This window comes from Methylococcus geothermalis, assembly GCF_012769535.1.
Taxonomy (GTDB): Bacteria; Pseudomonadota; Gammaproteobacteria; order Methylococcales; family Methylococcaceae; genus Methylococcus; species Methylococcus geothermalis.
This window is the reverse complement of the sequence record NZ_CP046565.1, coordinates 69,323-86,591: the sequence shown is the minus strand read 5'-3', so window position 1 is coordinate 86,591 and position 17,269 is coordinate 69,323. Positions and strand designations below refer to the sequence as shown.

Annotated in this window: 12 protein-coding genes; 4 read left to right on the top strand and 8 right to left on the bottom strand. The window is 64.2% G+C overall.

Annotated features, from left to right (window positions below; translation table 11 throughout):
• Positions 1 to 5: 5 nt before the first annotated feature.
• Entirely contained in the window at positions 6 to 827 is an 822-nt protein-coding gene (locus GNH96_RS00360) for an NADPH-dependent oxidoreductase (protein ID WP_169601248.1), read from the bottom strand.
• Between the two features lie 545 nt (positions 828 to 1,372).
• On the opposite strand from GNH96_RS00360, the gene GNH96_RS00355 reads away from it, so the two are divergent.
• On the top strand, positions 1,373 to 2,203 hold the full coding sequence (locus GNH96_RS00355) for a class I SAM-dependent methyltransferase (RefSeq protein WP_169601247.1): 831 nt from the start codon (positions 1,373 to 1,375) through the stop codon (positions 2,201 to 2,203).
• Positions 2,204 to 2,322: 119 nt separating this feature from the next.
• Positions 2,323 to 2,898: a DUF1003 domain-containing protein gene (locus GNH96_RS00350; RefSeq protein ID WP_169601244.1), complete on the top strand. Its 576-nt coding sequence runs from the start codon at positions 2,323 to 2,325 to the stop codon at positions 2,896 to 2,898.
• Positions 2,899 to 3,452: 554 nt separating this feature from the next.
• Here GNH96_RS00350 and GNH96_RS00345 read toward each other — a convergent pair.
• The 7 genes from GNH96_RS00345 to GNH96_RS00320 form a co-directional block, all read right to left on the bottom strand.
• Positions 3,453 to 4,748 (bottom strand): DUF3322 domain-containing protein, encoded by a 1,296-nt coding sequence (locus GNH96_RS00345; protein ID WP_228719931.1) that lies wholly within the window; start codon positions 4,746 to 4,748, stop codon positions 3,453 to 3,455.
• A complete protein-coding gene (locus GNH96_RS00340) occupies positions 4,661 to 8,062 on the bottom strand; it encodes an ATP-binding protein (RefSeq protein WP_169601242.1) in 3,402 nt (1,133 codons plus the stop codon). The genes GNH96_RS00345 and GNH96_RS00340 overlap by 88 nt, the downstream gene beginning before the upstream one ends.
• Positions 8,055 to 8,732, bottom strand: a complete 678-nt coding sequence (locus GNH96_RS00335; RefSeq protein ID WP_169601240.1) for a DUF4194 domain-containing protein — start codon at positions 8,730 to 8,732, stop codon at positions 8,055 to 8,057. Before GNH96_RS00335 ends, GNH96_RS00340 begins: the two co-directional genes overlap by 8 nt.
• Before the next feature lie 30 nt (positions 8,733 to 8,762).
• Positions 8,763 to 10,235, bottom strand: coding sequence for a DUF3375 domain-containing protein (locus GNH96_RS00330; protein ID WP_169601238.1), 1,473 nt, complete (start codon positions 10,233 to 10,235; stop codon positions 8,763 to 8,765).
• Positions 10,236 to 10,275: 40 nt separating this feature from the next.
• Positions 10,276 to 11,715, bottom strand: coding sequence for an ATP-binding protein (locus GNH96_RS00325; protein WP_169601237.1), 1,440 nt, complete (start codon positions 11,713 to 11,715; stop codon positions 10,276 to 10,278).
• 504 nt (positions 11,716 to 12,219) lie between these two features.
• Complete coding sequence (locus GNH96_RS16145) at positions 12,220 to 12,345, bottom strand: hypothetical protein (protein WP_267313382.1); 126 nt, start codon at positions 12,343 to 12,345, stop codon at positions 12,220 to 12,222.
• A gap of 64 nt (positions 12,346 to 12,409) precedes the next feature.
• A protein-coding gene (locus GNH96_RS00320; RefSeq protein ID WP_169601235.1) for an IS3 family transposase occupies positions 12,410 to 13,539 on the bottom strand; the annotation gives its coding sequence in 2 pieces (ribosomal slippage) (positions 12,410 to 13,281 and positions 13,281 to 13,539; 1,131 coding nt in all).
• A gap of 412 nt (positions 13,540 to 13,951) precedes the next feature.
• On the opposite strand from GNH96_RS00320, the gene GNH96_RS00315 reads away from it, so the two are divergent.
• Together GNH96_RS00315 and GNH96_RS00310 are read left to right on the top strand one after the other, a co-directional pair.
• Entirely contained in the window at positions 13,952 to 14,146 is a 195-nt protein-coding gene (locus GNH96_RS00315) for a ribbon-helix-helix protein, CopG family (protein WP_169601233.1), read from the top strand.
• A complete protein-coding gene (locus tag GNH96_RS00310) occupies positions 14,143 to 17,268 on the top strand; it encodes an anti-phage-associated DUF499 domain-containing protein (RefSeq protein ID WP_169601231.1) in 3,126 nt (1,041 codons plus the stop codon). Before GNH96_RS00315 ends, GNH96_RS00310 begins: the two co-directional genes overlap by 4 nt.
• The last annotated feature ends 1 nt before the right edge of the window (position 17,269 follow it).

Here is a 17,269-nt window from a genome sequence, read left to right as displayed (position 1 = left end):
CCATGTCAGCGCAGCTCGAAGCCGAGGGCGTTCAGGGCCGCCTTGAGCCGGTCGCGGCCGGACAGCTTGGCGGGACTGGAGATACGGGCGGCGGAGTGTTTCGACCAGTCGCCCGAGACCGCCATGTTCTGTTCGGCGTAGAACGCCGACATGGCGGCGTTATAACGGCCAATCGCGTCGTCCTGCGCCTCCAGGGCATAGGTTTCCCGGTGCAGCACCGCCTCCTGCGGCAGGCGCGGCTTGATGGCGGGGAGGACGGCGGGGTCGGGATGGCCGACGCAGAGCCCGAACACGGCGAAAACCCCCGGCGGCAGGCCGAGTTCCGCCGCCACCTGTTCCGGGTGGTTGCGCATCGCGCCGATGTAGACCGTGCCTAATCCCAAGGATTCGGCGGCGACCACGGCGTTCTGCGCAGCCAGGGCGACGTCGACCACGGCCATGGTGTACATCTCCAGGTAATCCAGCCCCTCCGCGGCGATGCCGCGCTGGGCCGCGATCCGCCGCAGACGGGCATGGTCGGCCAGCCAGACCAGGAACAGCGGCGCCTGGACGATGTGGGCCTGGTTGCCGGCCAATTCGGCCAGGCGGGCGCGCCGCTCGCCGTCCTCGACCGCGACCACGCTCCAGAGCTGGAGGTTGGACGAACTGGCGGCGGACTGGGCCGCGGCGACCAAGGCTTCGAGCGTGCCTGGGGCCAAGGGCTCGGCGGTGTAGGCGCGGACCGAGCGGTGGGAAAGCAGGTGTTCCAGGACCTCGTTCGAGGCGATGGCCGGGACGGGTTCGTGCCGGCCGTATCGTGAGGCGAGTAGCGTTCGGATCTGGCTCATGGTTTTCGATCGATGGCTCAGCTTCGCCGCTCTTCGAGTCAGCTTCGCTGCTCTTCGAGTCGGCGGGGAACGGGGTTCGCGCATGCACGGTCGCCTGGTGGTCCCGGAACACGATGTCGCCCACGCGCCAGTGGCGGCGGTGAGCGAAACGCGGCTCCCAGCCGGCGATTTCCACTTCGGTGGCGGCGCTGAGATACGGCCGCTTCCTGCCGCTCTCGGGAGGGGTGCGCACCAGCAGGTAGGGGAAGGTCTCGCTGCTGGGGGACGCGGGCCGCCCGGCTTGCGCTTGGATGGATTGTAGGCGATGAGCCGCAGGCCGTCGATGCGGCGCGGGGTGGCCTCGTCCGGCGTCTCGTAGGCCAGGGCCGGGTTGATCCTGGTGGTGCCGCCCCGGTTTCCGGCACTTCCGGATCAATCGACAGGCGGACCGTCCCGTCGAGAGGCTGAACCCTGCCGAGGATCGCTACCTTCGGCATCGCCGGACGGCGACTCGGGAACTCTTTAGTAAAATCCATCGGCATACGGGGCGAAAACCGATACGGCGTATGGCGAACGAATCGCACTACATCATCCGCGGCGGCGAATCCGGGGCAGAACGGCTGCACGTGCTCGGCCGCGTCATGCGGCCGGCGAGCCTTGCGGTTCTGGGGCGAGCCGGCTTGGCGCCCGGAATGGACGTGCTGGATCTGGGCTGCGGAAGCGGGGACATGACGGTCGAGATTGCGCGGGTCGCCGGCTCCACCGGGCGGGTCGTGGGGATCGACATGGACGCCGGCGTCCTTGCGCACGCGAAACGGGATTCCGACGCTTGTGGCCTCCCGATTGAGTGGCGGCAAGCCCGCATCGAGGACGTCGACGAGACGGACTCGTTCGACCTCGTTTACGCGCGCTTCCTTCTGTCTCACCTCCCCGATCCCCGCGACGCGCTCCGGCGGATGTGCAGGGCCGTCCGGCCGCTGGGCCGAGTCGTGGTCGAGGACATCGACATCTCCGCCCATGTCCACTGGCCGCCGAGCGCGGCGTTCCGGCGCTACGTCGAGCTGTACACCGCCACCGGGCGCGCTCGGGGCGTCGATCCGGGCATCGGTCCGCGTCTTCCTGCCTTACTGATCGACGCCGGCCTGGAAGCCGTGGACGTAGCGGTTTCCATGCCCGTCTTCCGGCAAGGCGAGGGCAAGACGGTCGCGCGGATCACGCTCTCGAATATCGCCGAGTCGGCGATGGCGTCCGGGCTGACTTGCCGCGAGGAAATCGACCGCTTGGCTCGCGAGCTGGCGGGACACGAGGCCGATCCGCGGTCCATCCAGAGTACCGCCCAGGTATTCCAGGTGATCGGACGCCGTCCGCTGAAAGAGCTCGACACAGCGGGTGTGTGACGGTGTTGCTCCGGTTGGGATGGGGTTCGATTTCTGCTGAAGCGGCGGCGCCGTTGGGATACCATCCGGGAAACGCTTCGGCGTTATCCTTCCCGCAGTACCGGCTTCAGGAGGCCCAAATGGCGACGATCGATCCCCAGACTAGGTGCGGTGTGGAATCCAGCCTGACGGACAGCCGGCAATCACCGCCGCAGCCGGGCGGCGGCGTCCTGATCTGTCCGGGATGCGGCACAGCCAACCCGGCCGACACCGTCTTCTGCATCAACCAGGCGTGCCACAAGGCGCTGGGGGAGTTTCGCTATGTCCTGGAGGAACTCAAAGCCCACCGCAGCCGGTTTGAAAAACTGGCGGATCGCGTGACTCGCTTCACCGGACATCCGCACTTCCTCACCATCCACCTGCTATGGTTTGCCGTGTGGATACTGGCCAATTCGGGGATGCTGGCGTTCTTCCACGCCTTCGATGAATATCCCTACGGCTTGCTCGGCATCATCCTGGCGATCGAGGCGATACTGATCGGCAGCTTCGTCCTGATCAGCCAGAACCGGCAGAGTGCCTACGCCGACATGCGTGCCGAGCTGGATTACGAGGTGACGATCCAGACCTACCGCAGAATCGAGGCCATGGAAAAGCGATTGGACGCGCTTGCGTCGGCCCTGGCTCAACCAACACGGAAACGCGAAGACGAGCCTTGAGACCGTGGGACCGTATGCGCTGTCATCCATGTCCATCCTCAGCCGAGCCGAAAGTTTCTGGCAGCATACCGACGCTCTTGCCCCGCCTTTTTTCGAATCTTCCTTAGAATCTTCCTTATGAGTACTAAAGTCCATTTTCTCGAGCACTGACTCGAAGAGCAGCGAAGCTGACTCGAAGAGCAGCGAAGCTGAACTCGGACGGCAGTGGCCTTTGCCGGAACAAGAGGTACTGACACCCGATCCGGCCTGTGCGCTCCCGCCATCGCGACATGCGCAGTATCTCCTGTGGCAGACCATACAACCTTCTGCCGCGGGTTACCATGGCTCGCAAGCGCGTTGTCACCGCTCCATCCGTCCGCGCACACCACCGAACCCGGCTGGAAGGCATTCCACAGGAAAGCACTCGGGCTATTCCCGCTGACATTCGGAATTTGTTGCCCAGCGCGCAAACCGCGCCAGCCGGCCTGCAGACAGGCAAAAAAAGCCAGAGAGAATAGTCTCCGGCTTGGTGTCTGGTGGCGGTTGGTTTACCCAGCGAAAAGCGCCTCCGGAGCTTACGAGCAAGGGGGTGGCACTGAGCGGACTCCCGAGGGGGCACACGCCAGTCGATCGCACAGCCAGCCAAAGCCCACCCGCTCCTGCTCCAGTCTCAGCCGGGGCTGGTGGCGATTGAATTTGAGCTCATCATAGACCGCTGCCTCCTCGGGTGTGAGCCGCGCCAGGTCGTGGCGCACAGGTTTGGGGTCCTCGCCCCAGTGCAGGCGGTGGGCCAGGAGCGTCTCCCGATCCATGAGGAAGGACGCCACGCCCGGAAAGTGACTGCGCAGCTGGTCGAGGATGGCGAACCCGTGGGTGTCGATGTCGCCCCAGTAGTGCAACTGGCAGCGCTGCAGCCACGCGGCGGGTGCCAGAGCCTCCCAGCCGTAGCCCGCGCCGAAGATCACGATGGCGCTGGCTGCGGGCGGGAAGGCGAGGAAGTTGGTCTCGTTCTCGGTGATGAAGACGCGCCGGACGGGGAGCGCCAGCGCCGCGAAACTCGCGGCGTCCAGCGTGATGTCGGGCAGGCCTGCGCACCCCGGCAGGCTGGGTAAGGTGGCATCGAGCAGGCGAAACCGAATCCGCACGGGCTTGTCCAGGAAGCCGAATCGGCGCGTGAACTGCGCGACGCCTGTCGCGTCACGCTCGATGGCTTCGGCTGGCAGAGCCAGGTCCAGCAGTTCGCCCAACACGCCCTGATGGGCCTCGATGAACTTGCTGTCCACGCCGGGCACATCGACCTGGCGCAGGTACACGCCCGGTCGAGGATGGGCCTGCATCCATGTGACGACGGCCAGCAGACGCTGCCAGCGGTCGGCCAGATCCAGCGCCCGGATCGGCCGCCGTGACAGCCACGCCAAAAGCGCCGGCTGCACGGCTGCCGTCTGCTGCCAGAGCGCCGCGAAGCGCTGCGCTGGACGAGCCTTGCCGATGAAGGCCAGCGCATCCTGCAGGGAATCGATCCAGACGGCCGCCGGGAGCCGCTGCAGGCCCTGGACGCGGTGGTTCCATTCGCGCCATTCGATCCGCACCTGCGGCGTCTCTTGGATCAAACCCACCCAGTCGCGCACCGCCTCGAAGCGATTGGACAGGTCCGCCGCGGTGGGGGCCTTCAGGCTCAGGCGCAAAGGCCATGCGAGCGCATCGGTCACCGCCGCCCGCAGCAAGTCGCCCCGGTCCCACAAGCGTTGGACCTGAGCGCGCAGATCTGCCGGCGTGGTCCAGCTCATGGCGCCGCGCCGCCTTCCGCCGCGTCTGTGGCGGCCATCCCTTCCGCCTTTCGAGCCCGGTACTCCTCGATCGACAGGCAGCACAGCCGCGAATCGCGCCCGCCCTCGTTGTGCACGAAGCCGACGCTGGAAACGAAGGGCTCGATGATGGGGATCTTCTGCAGCGGCGTGACGATCAACAGCTGCAGGTTGAGCTGCTGGAACAAGCGCAAGCCGTACTGCGCCGACTCGTCCGACCCGCGCCCGAACGCTTCGTCGATGACGACGAAGCGGAACGACCGCGAACGCACCGCGCCCCATTCCAGCCCGAATTGATAGGCCAGGCTCGCGGCCAGCACGGTGTAGGCGAGCTTTTCCTTCTGGCCGCCCGATTTGCCGCCCGAGTCGGAATAGTGCTCGTGCTCTGCACCGTCGGCGCGCCAGCGCTCGCTGGCCGAGAACAGGAATCCGTTGCGCACGTCGGTGACCTTGGCGGTCCAGCGCCGGTCAGCATCCAACAGCCCTTCGCGGCCGCGGAAGCGGTCGATGATGGCCTTGACCTGCAGGAACTTGGCTTCCGAATACTGTTCGTCGGCCGAGCCCGTCATTGCGCCCTCGGTACACGCCCGCAGAGCCTGCTGGAAGTCGCGGATCTCCGCATCCGGGCTGGGCGACGCCACCAGCTTGATGTAGCGGCCCGGGTTGTAGTCGATGGCCTGCAGCGACTGGTTGATGAGGTCGACGCGCTCCTTGATCTTCTCGCGATTGTGGGCGAGCTGGGCGTTGAAGTTGGCGATCTCGTTGATCGTGTTGACGTTCAGCAGCTCCTTGAAGCGTGCCTCGAAGCGCGGCAGATCGTCGCGCTTCAATCCGGCCAGCATCCGCGCGTACTCCGGCAACGCCGCCAGGCTCACGTCCATCTCGACCGTCTCGGTCTTGAATTCCTCCTTGAAGCCGCGCATGGCGTTGATGATGCGCTCGGTCAGGCGCGCCAGGCGCTTGTCCTCCGTATCGATGCGGTCCTGAAGCCAACCGCGCAGCGCCTGCTCGCGGTTGTCGCAGGACTCGACCGACAGCTTGTGCTCACCCAAGCCTTGTGTACGTAGCACGTCCAGATGCGCGATCTGCGCGTCGGTGAGCGGCATGGCGTTCCAAATGTTGCTTGCCTGATCGCGCAGCGCCTGCGCGGTCTCGCGCTTGTTTTTGAGCTCGCCGCGCTGACCCACGGCCTCGGTGCGTTTGGCCTCCAGCTCGTCGAGCCGGGCCTGCGCGGCCTTGAGCTGCCGCGTCAACTCCTGCAGGGTGTCGGACGCGGCTTCCAGCCGCGCGCGCTCCTCGGTGAGCGTCGCGATCTGCCGGGCCAGGCTCATCCAGTCGATGTCGGCAAAGCGCGTGAACTCCTCCAGCTTGCTCAGGGCTTCCAGCCGGCCCCGCAGTTCGTTGCGCGCCTGCTGGATCTCGCCGATGCGAGCTGCCATCGCTGCCAACCGCGCTTGCAGACGCTCGCGCTGGTCGCACAACGCGCGCAGCTTGTCGGCATTGCTCCAGCCGAGCACATAGCGGCTGCGGTCGTCGATCCGGCTGCGGTCATCCTTCTCGTGGCGACCGCTCGGGTCCTTGATCTGCCCCGCGCGCGTGATGGCGCGCGCCTCGCGACGAAACTGCTCCCCGGTCTCGCAGCAGGCGACGTCGAAGCGCAGGCGAAGCTCCTGTTCCAGCCACTCGTAGTGCGGTGAATCGGTCTTGATGGCGAGCTTGCGCACCAGCGACTGCGGATGCAGAGCGGTGCCTTGCGCCGTCCGTCGCGGCCGCACGTGGAAGTACACGAGACGCGCGCCCAGATGCTGGCGGTCCACCCAGTCCCCAACCGCCTTGTAGTGGGCATCCGGCACCAGCAACGAGAGGCCGAAGCCACGCAGCAGCCGCTCGGCGGCACCCTCCCAATCGCGCTCGTCGTCACGCACCTGGAGGAGCTCGCCCGCGAAAGGCAATTCGTCCTCACCGATCGCCAGCGCCGCACACAGCGCATCGCGGATGCGGACCTGGGCGGCGTCGATGTTGCTCTTGCGCCGCTGGAGACTGTCGATCTCGTCGGACAAGGCGGTGTGCTCTTCACGGCCCTTACGAAAGGCGAAGTCCTCTTCGTGTTCCCGGTTGTCCAGGTCGGCAATGCGCTCGCGCAAGCCTTCGGCACGCTGGGCAATGCTCTGCTGCTGGGCGAGAAAACCTGCCTCATCCGCAGGCGCCGACTCGTCGATGCGGGCCAGCAGCTCCTGGAAGCGGTCGGATTTCTTCTGGCGTTGAGCCTTCTCCCCTTCCAGTCGGCGAATCTCCGCCGCCAGCTCCTCCAGCCGGTCGCCGCCGTTGTCGCGCAGGGCCCGCTCCAGGCGGCCGATCTCCACGCGCTCGGTCTCACGCTGCGCGTCCAGGCGCTCGATCTGTGCATCGAGCCGGGCAGCGTCCTCCGCCAGCAAGTCGAGGCGGCGGTCCAGCAGCTCGCCCTTGAGCCGCGCGAAATACGGTCGAAGCTGATCGCGCGCCTCCCGCCAGCCCTGGATTTCGGCTGTCAGTGTCTGGTGACGCTTGCCGTCATCGACCAGGGGCGTCAGCAAGTCCACCTGCCGCTTGGCCTTGAGCACGGCCTGGTGGGCCCGGTCCAGGTCGTCGAAGTGGCGGATCAGGGCCTCGATGCGTTGCCCTGAGTCGAAGGGCTCCAGCATGTGGCTGCGCACGAAGTCGGTAAGGTTGCCCACCGACTTCATCGAGACCGTCTGGTGGAACAGCTCCAGGGCCTGCTCGTGGTCGATGCCGAAACGCCGTCGGAACCAGGCGCCGTAAGGCGGGAAGCTGTCGCACAGCTCGCAGCCCGCGCCCCGCAGCTTCTTGCGCAGGGCGGTGATGTCGCCGCCGTTGACCCTGAAGTCATCGGCGATGGTCAATGCCCGCTCGGCCGCCACGAACAGGCGCGCGGGTTGGCCTTGCGGGTCCTTCAGCCAGAAGACCTGGGCCAGCGTCACGACCTGGTCATAGCCCTCGTTGTGAAAGACGCCGAGGATGACCGAGTAGCTCGACGCATCGCGCAACGCCACGGGCTTGCTGCTACCCGTGACCTCGTTTCGCTCGCTCTTGTAGTGGCCCAGCACGTAGGACCGCAAGGAGCGCTCGCGGGCATCCGCCCCGGCCGCCTTGTTGTAGGCCACGCGATGCGCCGGCACGAGCAAGGTCGTGATGGCGTCGACCAGCGTGGACTTGCCCGAACCGATGTCGCCCGTGAGCAGGCCATTGCGCCCGTCGAGCTCGTAGCGCCAGACACGCTTGTCGAAGGTGCCCCAGTTCAGCACTTCCAGCCGCTGCATCCGGAAGCCCACGCGGCTGTCGTCGGCCACGAAGTCCAGACCCAGCGTTTGCATTTCACTCATGGTTGCCACCTTGTATCGCCTCGTCCGACTGCGCGGTGCGGTAGACCTCCAGCCGCGCATCGAAATCCGCCAGCCACTGCGCGTCGACGAAGGCCTTCAGGATGCGCCGCACCTCGTAGTTGCCCCTGTCCTGCGCCGCGCCGGCAGCGGCTTTCAGCCGGCGCAGAAAGCCCAGATCGACCACCTTGGTGATGGTCGCGTCCACCTGGTCGATCAGCCGGGCCTCGTTCGTGCCATCCGGCAGAAACACCCGCATCAGCTCGGCGATGTCTTCGCGCGAGAGCACCAGCCGCGTGTCGCCACCGCCGGCGTCGAACTCGGCCATGCGCTTGCGCAGCAGCGCCAGCATCAGGCTCACCGGGTAGGACAGCGGCCGGCGCGCGACGAGCCGCGGCAGGCGCGGCGCACCCTCGGCCTCGTCCGGGTCCGGGCGGCTCTTCAGAAAGGCGTAGCCCTCGGACTCGTCCAGCACCAGGTCGAGCAGCAGCACGGCGGCCTGTTCCCGCACCCGCGCCTGCAGGCGCAGCAGGCTGGCCCACAGCCGCTCGTCGTCGTCGCGGTAGAGCACGCCCTTGAGCAGGTGCACCATCAACTGCGACAACTCCGGCACCGCCGGCGGCGCGTTGGGCGGAATCTCGACTGGATCGTTCTCTTGCAGTGTGTCGTTCATTTGCTTCGTTCCTCTGGCCGCCCCATGCCTTCAGCGTGTGAAGATCACGCGGGGCAGACGTGCCTCGCGCGTCACGGCATCGCCCGCGGCGCTACGGGCCTCCCAGCGGATCGGCTCTTCCACGGCTTCATCGACGAGGGCGCGCACGCCATCCAGCGCGCTGCTGCCATCGCCCGCATGGGCCAGCTCCAGATACGCCACCAGTTCGGCCAGGCCCTGTTGCAGCGGCTCGGCCTCCAGCAGCTCGCGCAGCGTGATCTGCGGCTGGCGGCGCAGTGCCCGTTGGACCGTCGAGCGCAGGCGCGCCTTGTCCACCACGATCTGCTCGAACAGTCGCGCGGTGTCGATGTCGTCCTCGCCAGCCACGAGCGCCAGCTCGGCCAGGCGCGGCTTGACGCTCGGCGTGAACAGCGGCCGCTCCAGCGGCAGTTCGATGTCCGCGCCCATCGCGTCGAGGTGCATCACCGTGCCAGCGGGCGTCGCCCCGCGCAGCGCCAGCGCCTTGCTCTCGATGCCGTGCAGCAAGTCCAGGATGCGGCGGTTCTCCAGAAAGGCCCGGTCGTCCAGGAAGCGGCGCAACTGCTGCGACAGCTGGGCCACGGTGCGCTGCGTGTGTTCGCCGGCCTCCAGCCAGTCGTGGTGCACGCGGCGGGTGCGCGGCTCGGGCTTGAGTGCCGCCACAGCGGGCAGCGCCAGCACCTGATCCAGCCGCTCGGAGAGTTCCTCCTGTCGCCGCGTGGACATCAGGAAGTCCCAGAAGGCGCGGAAGCTGCGGCCCTGGTCGGAGTCGCCAATGGCATCGCGCTCGCCCATGATCTCGTCGAGCAGTGCCCCCTTGCTGCCTTCCCACAGCGCAATCTTCTCGCGCACTTTGCGGTCGAGCTGGCGGAAGTTGTGCTCCACCTCGCGGAAGTCGGCCAGCAGCTCGCGCGCCAGTTGCTGGAACTGCAAAAAGCGGTCCTTGACCGCCGTGTCGTCCAAGAGCGGCACATCCCCGGAGAGTACGCGGGCAATTTCGGCGTCTAACTCGTCGCGCTTTTGGCGTAGATCAGCCACGCGCTTGATCGGGTCGGCCTCGGTGCCGGCGCTGATCTGCTCCAGCAACGCGAACAGCGTGAGCAGGCGCGACTCCGTGCCGACAAAGGGCCGCTCAGTCAGCTGCCCCAGCCAGGCGATGGCCTTCTCGGTAGCCGGCGTCAGGTCGAACTGCGCCTCGTCCGTGCCCGGCTTGTAGAACTTGCGCAGCCAGCCCTTGTCGGGCGCGGCCCAGTCATTGAGGTAGTCCTGAGCGCCCTTGGGGTAAGCCTCGGCTCCGAACTGCTCGCGCAAGGCGAACAGCTCGTCCTCCAGCGCCTCGGCCAGATCGGCCTCGCTCATCACGCGCACATTGGGTGCCACGAACACCCGGTGCAGGAAGCTCGCCACCAGCGGCGCGTGCGGCGAGGCCAGCAGCCGCCAGGCGGGGTGGTGGTCGCGCAGGGCGCTGAGGGTGGCGTGGTCCATGGTCGGGGCTAAGCAGCTTCGTCGTGCGAGGTAGTCATGTTCATGGGGATTCCGATGTCAGTTCCGACTCGCCCATCCAGTAACACAGTAGCGGCGCCGGGATGCGCAGGATGCGGGTGGTGGTGTCGGGCAGATCGGCCATCACGCCGAAGTCGTCCAGCGATTTCGTGACCACGTAGCCGCGCTCGATGGATTTCTGCTGACAAAGTTCGAGCAGGCCCTTGAGATCGCGCAGGCCGGTGTGCTGGGCACGGTATTTCACCTCGAAGGGGATGATCTGTCCGCCGACTTCGGCGACAAGATCGACCCCGCGATCTTTCTTGCCGCGCCAGTAGCTGAAGCGCACGTTCTGTGCGTAGTAGCGGGCGAACAGGTGCTTGAACACGGCGGTTTCCGTCGCCACGCCCAGGGCGGCGGGGTCTTCTAGGATGGACTTGCCCTTGAGCATCACTGCCGGCGCGATGGCGGCATCGGCCAGGTAAATCTTGAAGCGGGCGCGCAGCACGTCCTTGCCATAGCCGAAGGGTGGCAGGCGGTAGATGAGGTGCGTCGCCTCCAGCAGCTCGATGAAGTTCTGCGCCGTCGGCCGTTTGACTTCCAGATGGGCGCAGAGGTCGACCATGTCGAGCAGTCCGCCATCGTGCATGCACAGGTAGAGGAAGGTGTGCTCCAGGTCCAGCACGCGCCGCACGCCGAACAATGCGGTCATGTCGCGTTTCAACACCTTGTCGATGATGTCCTCGCGCAGCAGGCGCTGGGCCTGGGTGATGCTGTCCACTTGGGCCGTTTGCGGGAAACCGCCACGCACCAGGTATTCATGGAAATGCCCGACGTAGGGCGCGGCCGCCTCCGTCACGCGATAGAAATCTGACTGCGGCCAGTCGAACAGATCGCGCAAGGACTTGAGGCGAGGCAGTGCCGGCAGCGACAGATTCTTGATCTGGAGATATTCGTAGAACGAGAGGGTGGTCAGGCGGAGGGTGTGCCAGCGGCCGACACCGGACTCCTGGCCGACCTCGACCAGGGGCATGGCCGAGCCGGTGAAGGCGATGCGCCGATCCTTGCGGAAATCGACCTGATGCTTGACCCAGGTGCCCCAGTCGCGGATGAACTGGGCCTCGTCGAGGAACAGATACTCCGGCCCATCGGCCTTGGGTTCGCGCTCGCGCCAAGCCTCCAGCACGGTGTCGATGCCGGCGAGCTTGAGGATCGGATGGTCGAAGGTGGCGTAGAGAATGTTGGCCGGCGGCACGCCATCGCGCAGCAAGGCGTCGGCCGCCTGCAGCATCAAGGTGGTCTTGCCGATTTGCCGGGCACCGGAAAGCAGGACGGCGCGCGGTGCCGGGGGATGGGTCAGCCAGCCGTGCAGTTCGCGAAAGGCCGCGCGCCGCCACTGGGGCAGGTCGGCAATGGCCTCATCCCGCCACCAGGGGTTGAACTGGGACAGGACGGCGACGAGCTCTTCTTTCGATACCCTCATGGTGGCCAATCTAACAACAATATCATTTCAATGCAACTACACATTAACAAAATGCGACTTATTGCGAAGGCGGCGTGTTTTCGGGGAGGTTTTGTGCTGGTTAGAAATAGCTTGGCTTGCCTGCAAAACAGCGCGTTCATGGCGGCGTCGTCAATCACATCAGGAGCCCGCGATGAACGTCCATATCACCCCCACCCAAGCCGCCATCCTCGAAGCCGCTGCCGCCCGGAAACCCGCATGGTTACAGGGTGTCGCGCCTCGACCGGGCTGGACAAAAACAGAGAAAAGGGAGGAGTTCGGGTGGCCGGCAGGGCGAAAACGATGCCGCCCGGCGCTCATCGAAATTCGCAGCGCCCGCGAAACCCCGCGTGTACTGGCCCTTCGCGGGCGAGAAAAAGGCCAGAGCGACGTCTGGCCTTGGAATGGTGGTGGCGTGCAGTTTACTACCGAACAACTTGCTGTTGGGGCCAATGGGCACTGCTTCGGGTTTCTGCGGCAACGCGCTCACGCTCCCTCGATCACTCGCGCCACGTCACCATGGCATTCGGCACATTTGCCGACCAGCAGCAGGTTTCCACTCTTGATGGTTCCGGTGAAATTGATAATCACCACCTCGCGGTGGCAATGCATGCACACTGCGGTGGCCCCGGTTTTTTAGACAGGATTTTACCGGGCTTAAGTGGGCTTCTGCGGTTTAGGCTGCCTTCTGGAGTGGCAGCGAATTAAAGTACACGCTATCCGGGGTCTTGCCATCAAGCGATGAATGAGGCCGCCGTTCATTGTAAAACTTGAAATAGCTTTGTAAGCCTTGCCTTGCTTGAGAAACTGAGTCGTAAGCATGCAAGTAAACTTCCTCGTATTTCACGCTTTTCCAAAGCCGTTCGACAAATACGTTATCGACCCAGCGGCCCTTGCCGTCCATGCTGACTCGGAGACCTTGACCTTGGAGCAGATCGACAAACTCTGTGCTGGTGAACTGGCTGCCTTGGTCGGTGTTAAAGATCTCCGGCTTGCCATGACGCTGTAGAGCTTCCTCGACGGCCTCGATGCAGAAGTCCGTGGTCAGGCTGTTGGACAGTCGCCAAGACAGCACCCGCCGGGTCGCCCCGTCGAGTACCGCAGCCAGGTACACGAAGCCTTTGCGCATGGGGATGTAGGTGATATCCATGGCCCCTACATGGTTCGCTCTGGTGATCTCCAGACCGCGCAGCAGATAGGGGAAGATCGGGTTCTGCGGATGCTTCCGGCTGGTGTTCGGCCGTCGATACAGCGCCTCGATGCCCATCTTCTTCATCAGCGTGGACACATGCCGGCGGCCCACCTGAATGCCTTCCAGGCGCAGCAGGTCGCGCAGCATGCGGGCGCCAGCAAACGGATGGTTGATGTGCAACTCGTCGATCCGACGCATTAAGGCCAGATCGCTTTCTGAAACTGGCTGGGGCACGTAATACACCGAAGAGCGGGATAGCTCCAGCAACTCACACTGGCGCACCACAGGGAGCTTGTCAGACCGGTCAATCATCGTTTTGCGCTCGCATCGCCGACGCGACCAAGCGCGGCGACTCAAAAATCATTCGCCATCGCCAACTGCCCGATCTTGGCGTGGAGTTCCTTCACGTCTGGCCCGCTCGACTCACTGCGTTCCGCGGCTGTGGCGAACACGTCGCTCGCCCGCTCCTGCAACTGGCTCTTCCACTGCGTGATCTGGTTGACGTGAACTTCAAACTGTTCCGCTAACTCCGCCAACGTCTTATCGCCTTTGAGCGCTGCCAGGGCCACCTTGGCCTTAAAGGCCGCCGAGTGATTTCTTCTCTTTCTCTTCATCTCTGTTCTCCGATTTCAGCCCTTCCTAGGGCCGGTGATTAGAACAGAAACCTCACCTAAGCGGCTGTCCTATTTTCCGGGGCCGGCTCTCAATCCAACCGCTTAATTCGTCCGTGCATAACCAATTGATCTGTAATGGTGTTGTTCGCTGGCTTTGCGGACTTCGGGTCAGTTCCAGGGAGCGAGGCCGGAGAGAGGAATGGCCAGGAGAGAGTGGAATGCGGCCCGGAACGGGCCGAGACACTGAGGCTTGGCGTTGGCGCGCAGCTTTTTCGCCAAGCCAGGGGCGCCACGTTGCAGTTCTTCGCTCCTGCCCGAGCAACCCCAGCACGATTGACGGCAGACGCCGACTTGTTGGGGGATGAGCAATACTGTAAAATGCATTACATTTGCAGTGGAGTCAGGAGAGGCTATGGCCAACAGCAAAACCGCCACACTGACCTTTCGGATCGATCCGAACCTGAAGGAGGCATTGCGCGTCGCAGCTCGCGCGGAGCATCGCTCCATCGCGAACATGATCGAGGTCTTGATTCGGGGCTACTGCGAGCAACGAGGCATTGCCATCCCCGACTCCGAAGCCGAGAACAAGAGTGGAGAGCGTTCATGATCAAGACGGTTAAGCAGGCCTGCCGGTTCAATCCGGTCATTCAAGACTACCGGATGAGTCAGGGCATCGAGAACCTGGCCGATCTGATTCATGACGCGGGTGATGGTCACGAGTTCTTCTCGCGTAACTTCGTCACGCACGGCATGGAGCAACTCTTCCGCGAAGGCCTACTGCGCTTGTCCGGTAAGTCTGATCAGGCCGTCTTCGAACTGACCCAAGCCATGGGTGGCGGTAAGACGCACATGATGATTGCACTCGGTCTGCTGGCGCGTCACCCTCATCTGCGTTCAGAAGTTCTCACGGCTGACTTGAGTGCTCGCGTGGATTTCGGTCAGGCCCGTATCGCCGCCTTCAATGGCCGCAACAATCCTGACAACTACATCTGGGGTGAAATCGCCACCCAGCTCGGTTGTGCTGAAGCCATCAAGCCCTACTGGGTCAACGGGCCGAAGGCCGTCGACCAGCGCGTGTGGAAGGAGATCATCGGCGACGAACCTACGCTCATCCTCCTGGACGAGCTGCCGCCCTATCTGGACAACGCCAGCACGCAGGTGTTCGGGCAAGGCACGCTGGCCAACATGGTGGTCTACAGCCTGAGCAGCCTGATGAGCGCCGCACTGGAGTTGCCCAACTGCGCCATCGTGGTCGCCAACCTCTCGGGCAGTTACAAGGCCCAGACCAAGGCGCTCGCCGATGCCATTTCCAACCTGCAGCAGGAAACCCGCCGTCAAGCGATGACCATCACGCCAGTGCAACTGGCGGGCAACGAAATCTACGAAATCCTCAAGAAGCGCCTTATCGACGAACTGCCGGACGAGCGCGTCGTCTCCGACATCGCGGAGGAATACGCGCAGCAAGTCAAGAAGGCCGAGGATGGCGGCTATATCGTAGCTAGCAGCATCGAGCAGATCGCCGAGCAGGTCAGAGAAACCTACCCCTTCCATCCGTCCTTCAAGCACCTCGTTGCTCTGTTCAAGGAGAACGAAGGTTTCCGCCAGACCCGTGGCCTGATGCAGTTCACCGCGCGCTTGCTCAAAAGCGTCGATGAGCGCACGACGGACGATGTCTTCCTCATCGGCACACAGCACCTCAACCTCAACGACGATCAGGTCAAGGACGAGATCGAGCGCATCGCTCCCAGGCTGATGCCTGCCGTGACGCGAGACATCGCCGACAACGGCAACGCCATTGCCGAGCACATCGATGCCGAGCTGGGGAGCGACGCGGCGCAACAGCTCATGACATTGCTGCTGGCGTCGAGCCTGTCGCGCGCCGTCGGCGGACGCATTGGCTTGTCCGACAGCGAGCTGATCGAGTTTCTCGCCGCCCCTCAGCGCAAACCGGATGAATTTCTGCAAGCGCTGCAGCGCCTGCGGGAATCCGCGTGGTACCTCCACCGCGAGGAGCAGCGCTTCTTCATCAAGGAAACGGAGAACCTGTCGCGCCAGATCGAGCGCAATGCCAAGGAGGTACCACAGCCCAAGGTCGATCAGGCGCTCATCAACCGCCTCACGGGCATTCTCGATCCGGTTCGCAAGATCGCCTATCAGGATGTGCAGGTGCTGCCCAAGCTGGACGAACTCAAGCTCGGCGGCCCGCGTACCCTGATCGTCATCAAGCCCGACGGTAAGTTACCCCCTAGCGAGTTGCAGAACTTCTTCAATTACCAACAGGAGAAGAATAACCTGTTGGTACTGACGGGCCAGGACAGCCATCTGGCCGACGCGGTAGAAGACCGTCTGCGCGAGCTGTACGCGATCGAACAGATTTTCAAACGCCTCAAACCCGGCGACACCTTGTACGAGGAAGCCCGCGACCGCCTGGAAGAAGCCGAGGACCGCTTCAACAAGGCACTATCGGCAGCCTACAACCGCCTTTACTTTCCTGGCAACGATCCGGTGGACGGGCGCGACGCGCTAGCCGGGGTCACCATCGATCAGGGTCTCAAGCTTGGGCAGGGCGACCAGTCCGCCGAAACCCAGATTGAAAACCTCCTGTCAAGTCCGCGCGCCGACTACAAGCTCGTGGCCGAGCTCAACAAAGGCAACCTCGACGAGTACTTCGCGCAGGCCGAGGCCTATCTGTGGCCCTCCGGCAAGGACAACCGCCGTACCCCATGGAAGGATGTTGTCACCCGCGCCAAATGCTCTCCCATTTGGCCTTGGATGCCAGGTGCGAGCGGATTGGACACCCTCAAGACTGAGGCGTTAAAACAAGGCCGCTGGCGGTTGGGCGAGGATGGCTACATCGAAAAAGGCCCGTTCCCCAAAGACAAGGCCACCGTCAACGTCACCGTCGTCAATGCCAAAACGGAAACCGGTGAAACGGCTCTGAGTCTCACGCCGCGCCATGCCGGCGATAGCCCGGTCGTGTACTGGTCCACCAAGCCGGACGTGTCCGACAAGGATCGAAAGGTCGAGGACATCGACAACTTCAGCACCACGGAAGGCACCCTCTACTTCTGGGTCAAGGACACCACCGGGCAACATGAAAGCGCCCCACCCGTGCGTTGGCTGGCGGATCTCAAGATCCGCCACCAGGTGGAATCTATTGCCGACAAGCGCCGCGTAACCCTGGCCGCCACACCGCGCGCCGAGCTCTACTACACGCTCGACGGCTCCAACCCCAAGGACGGCATCCGCTATGAGGGGCCGTTCGAGATCGGTCCTGCAGCCTACCGCCTGCTGGTGTTTGCCTGCGCTGGCGAGGCGAACAAGACGGCGGACTTCCAGATTCCCGCCAGCGGCGACAAGACGGTTCAAATCATCGACAGCAAGCCGGCGCGCCTGCAGGGCAAGCGCGTCGCGCTCGACACCACCGACCGCGTCTTCGGGGTCATCAACCGTTTTCGTGATCAGCCGGGCACGCGCTTCAAAGGTGTGCGCATCGAGATCGGCGAAGGAGAAAATACCGTGACCGTTCGCTTTCAGGAGCGCGAAGTCACGGCGGCCATCATTGAAGGGGTTGTCAACAGCTTGCGCGAGCTGCTGCGGGAGCCGGATGCGCCACTCAACATCGCCATCAGCGAGGGCATTCAATTCGAAACCGGCTTTGCGCTGAAGGAATTCGCCAAGCTCGCCGCGGTCGAATTGAAGCCGGGTGACGTCAGCCAAGAGGACTGAA

What these genes read in the sequence shown, in the direction of transcription:
- GNH96_RS00330 (WP_169601238.1), bottom strand. Translation starts at nt 10,235, where the DNA reads ATGGACCACGCCACCCTCAGCGCCCTGCGCGACCACCACCCCGCCTGG.
- GNH96_RS00355 (WP_169601247.1), top strand. Translation starts at nt 1,373, where the DNA reads ATGGCGAACGAATCGCACTACATCATCCGCGGCGGCGAATCCGGGGCA.
- GNH96_RS00315 (WP_169601233.1), top strand. Translation starts at nt 13,952, where the DNA reads ATGGCCAACAGCAAAACCGCCACACTGACCTTTCGGATCGATCCGAAC.
- GNH96_RS00310 (WP_169601231.1), top strand. Translation starts at nt 14,143, where the DNA reads ATGATCAAGACGGTTAAGCAGGCCTGCCGGTTCAATCCGGTCATTCAA.
- GNH96_RS00335 (WP_169601240.1), bottom strand. Translation starts at nt 8,732, where the DNA reads ATGAACGACACACTGCAAGAGAACGATCCAGTCGAGATTCCGCCCAAC.
- GNH96_RS00325 (WP_169601237.1), bottom strand. Translation starts at nt 11,715, where the DNA reads ATGAGGGTATCGAAAGAAGAGCTCGTCGCCGTCCTGTCCCAGTTCAAC.
- GNH96_RS00340 (WP_169601242.1), bottom strand. Translation starts at nt 8,062, where the DNA reads ATGAGTGAAATGCAAACGCTGGGTCTGGACTTCGTGGCCGACGACAGC.
- GNH96_RS00360 (WP_169601248.1), bottom strand. Translation starts at nt 827, where the DNA reads ATGAGCCAGATCCGAACGCTACTCGCCTCACGATACGGCCGGCACGAA.
- GNH96_RS00350 (WP_169601244.1), top strand. Translation starts at nt 2,323, where the DNA reads ATGGCGACGATCGATCCCCAGACTAGGTGCGGTGTGGAATCCAGCCTG.
- GNH96_RS16145 (WP_267313382.1), bottom strand. Translation starts at nt 12,345, where the DNA reads ATGCATTGCCACCGCGAGGTGGTGATTATCAATTTCACCGGAACCATC.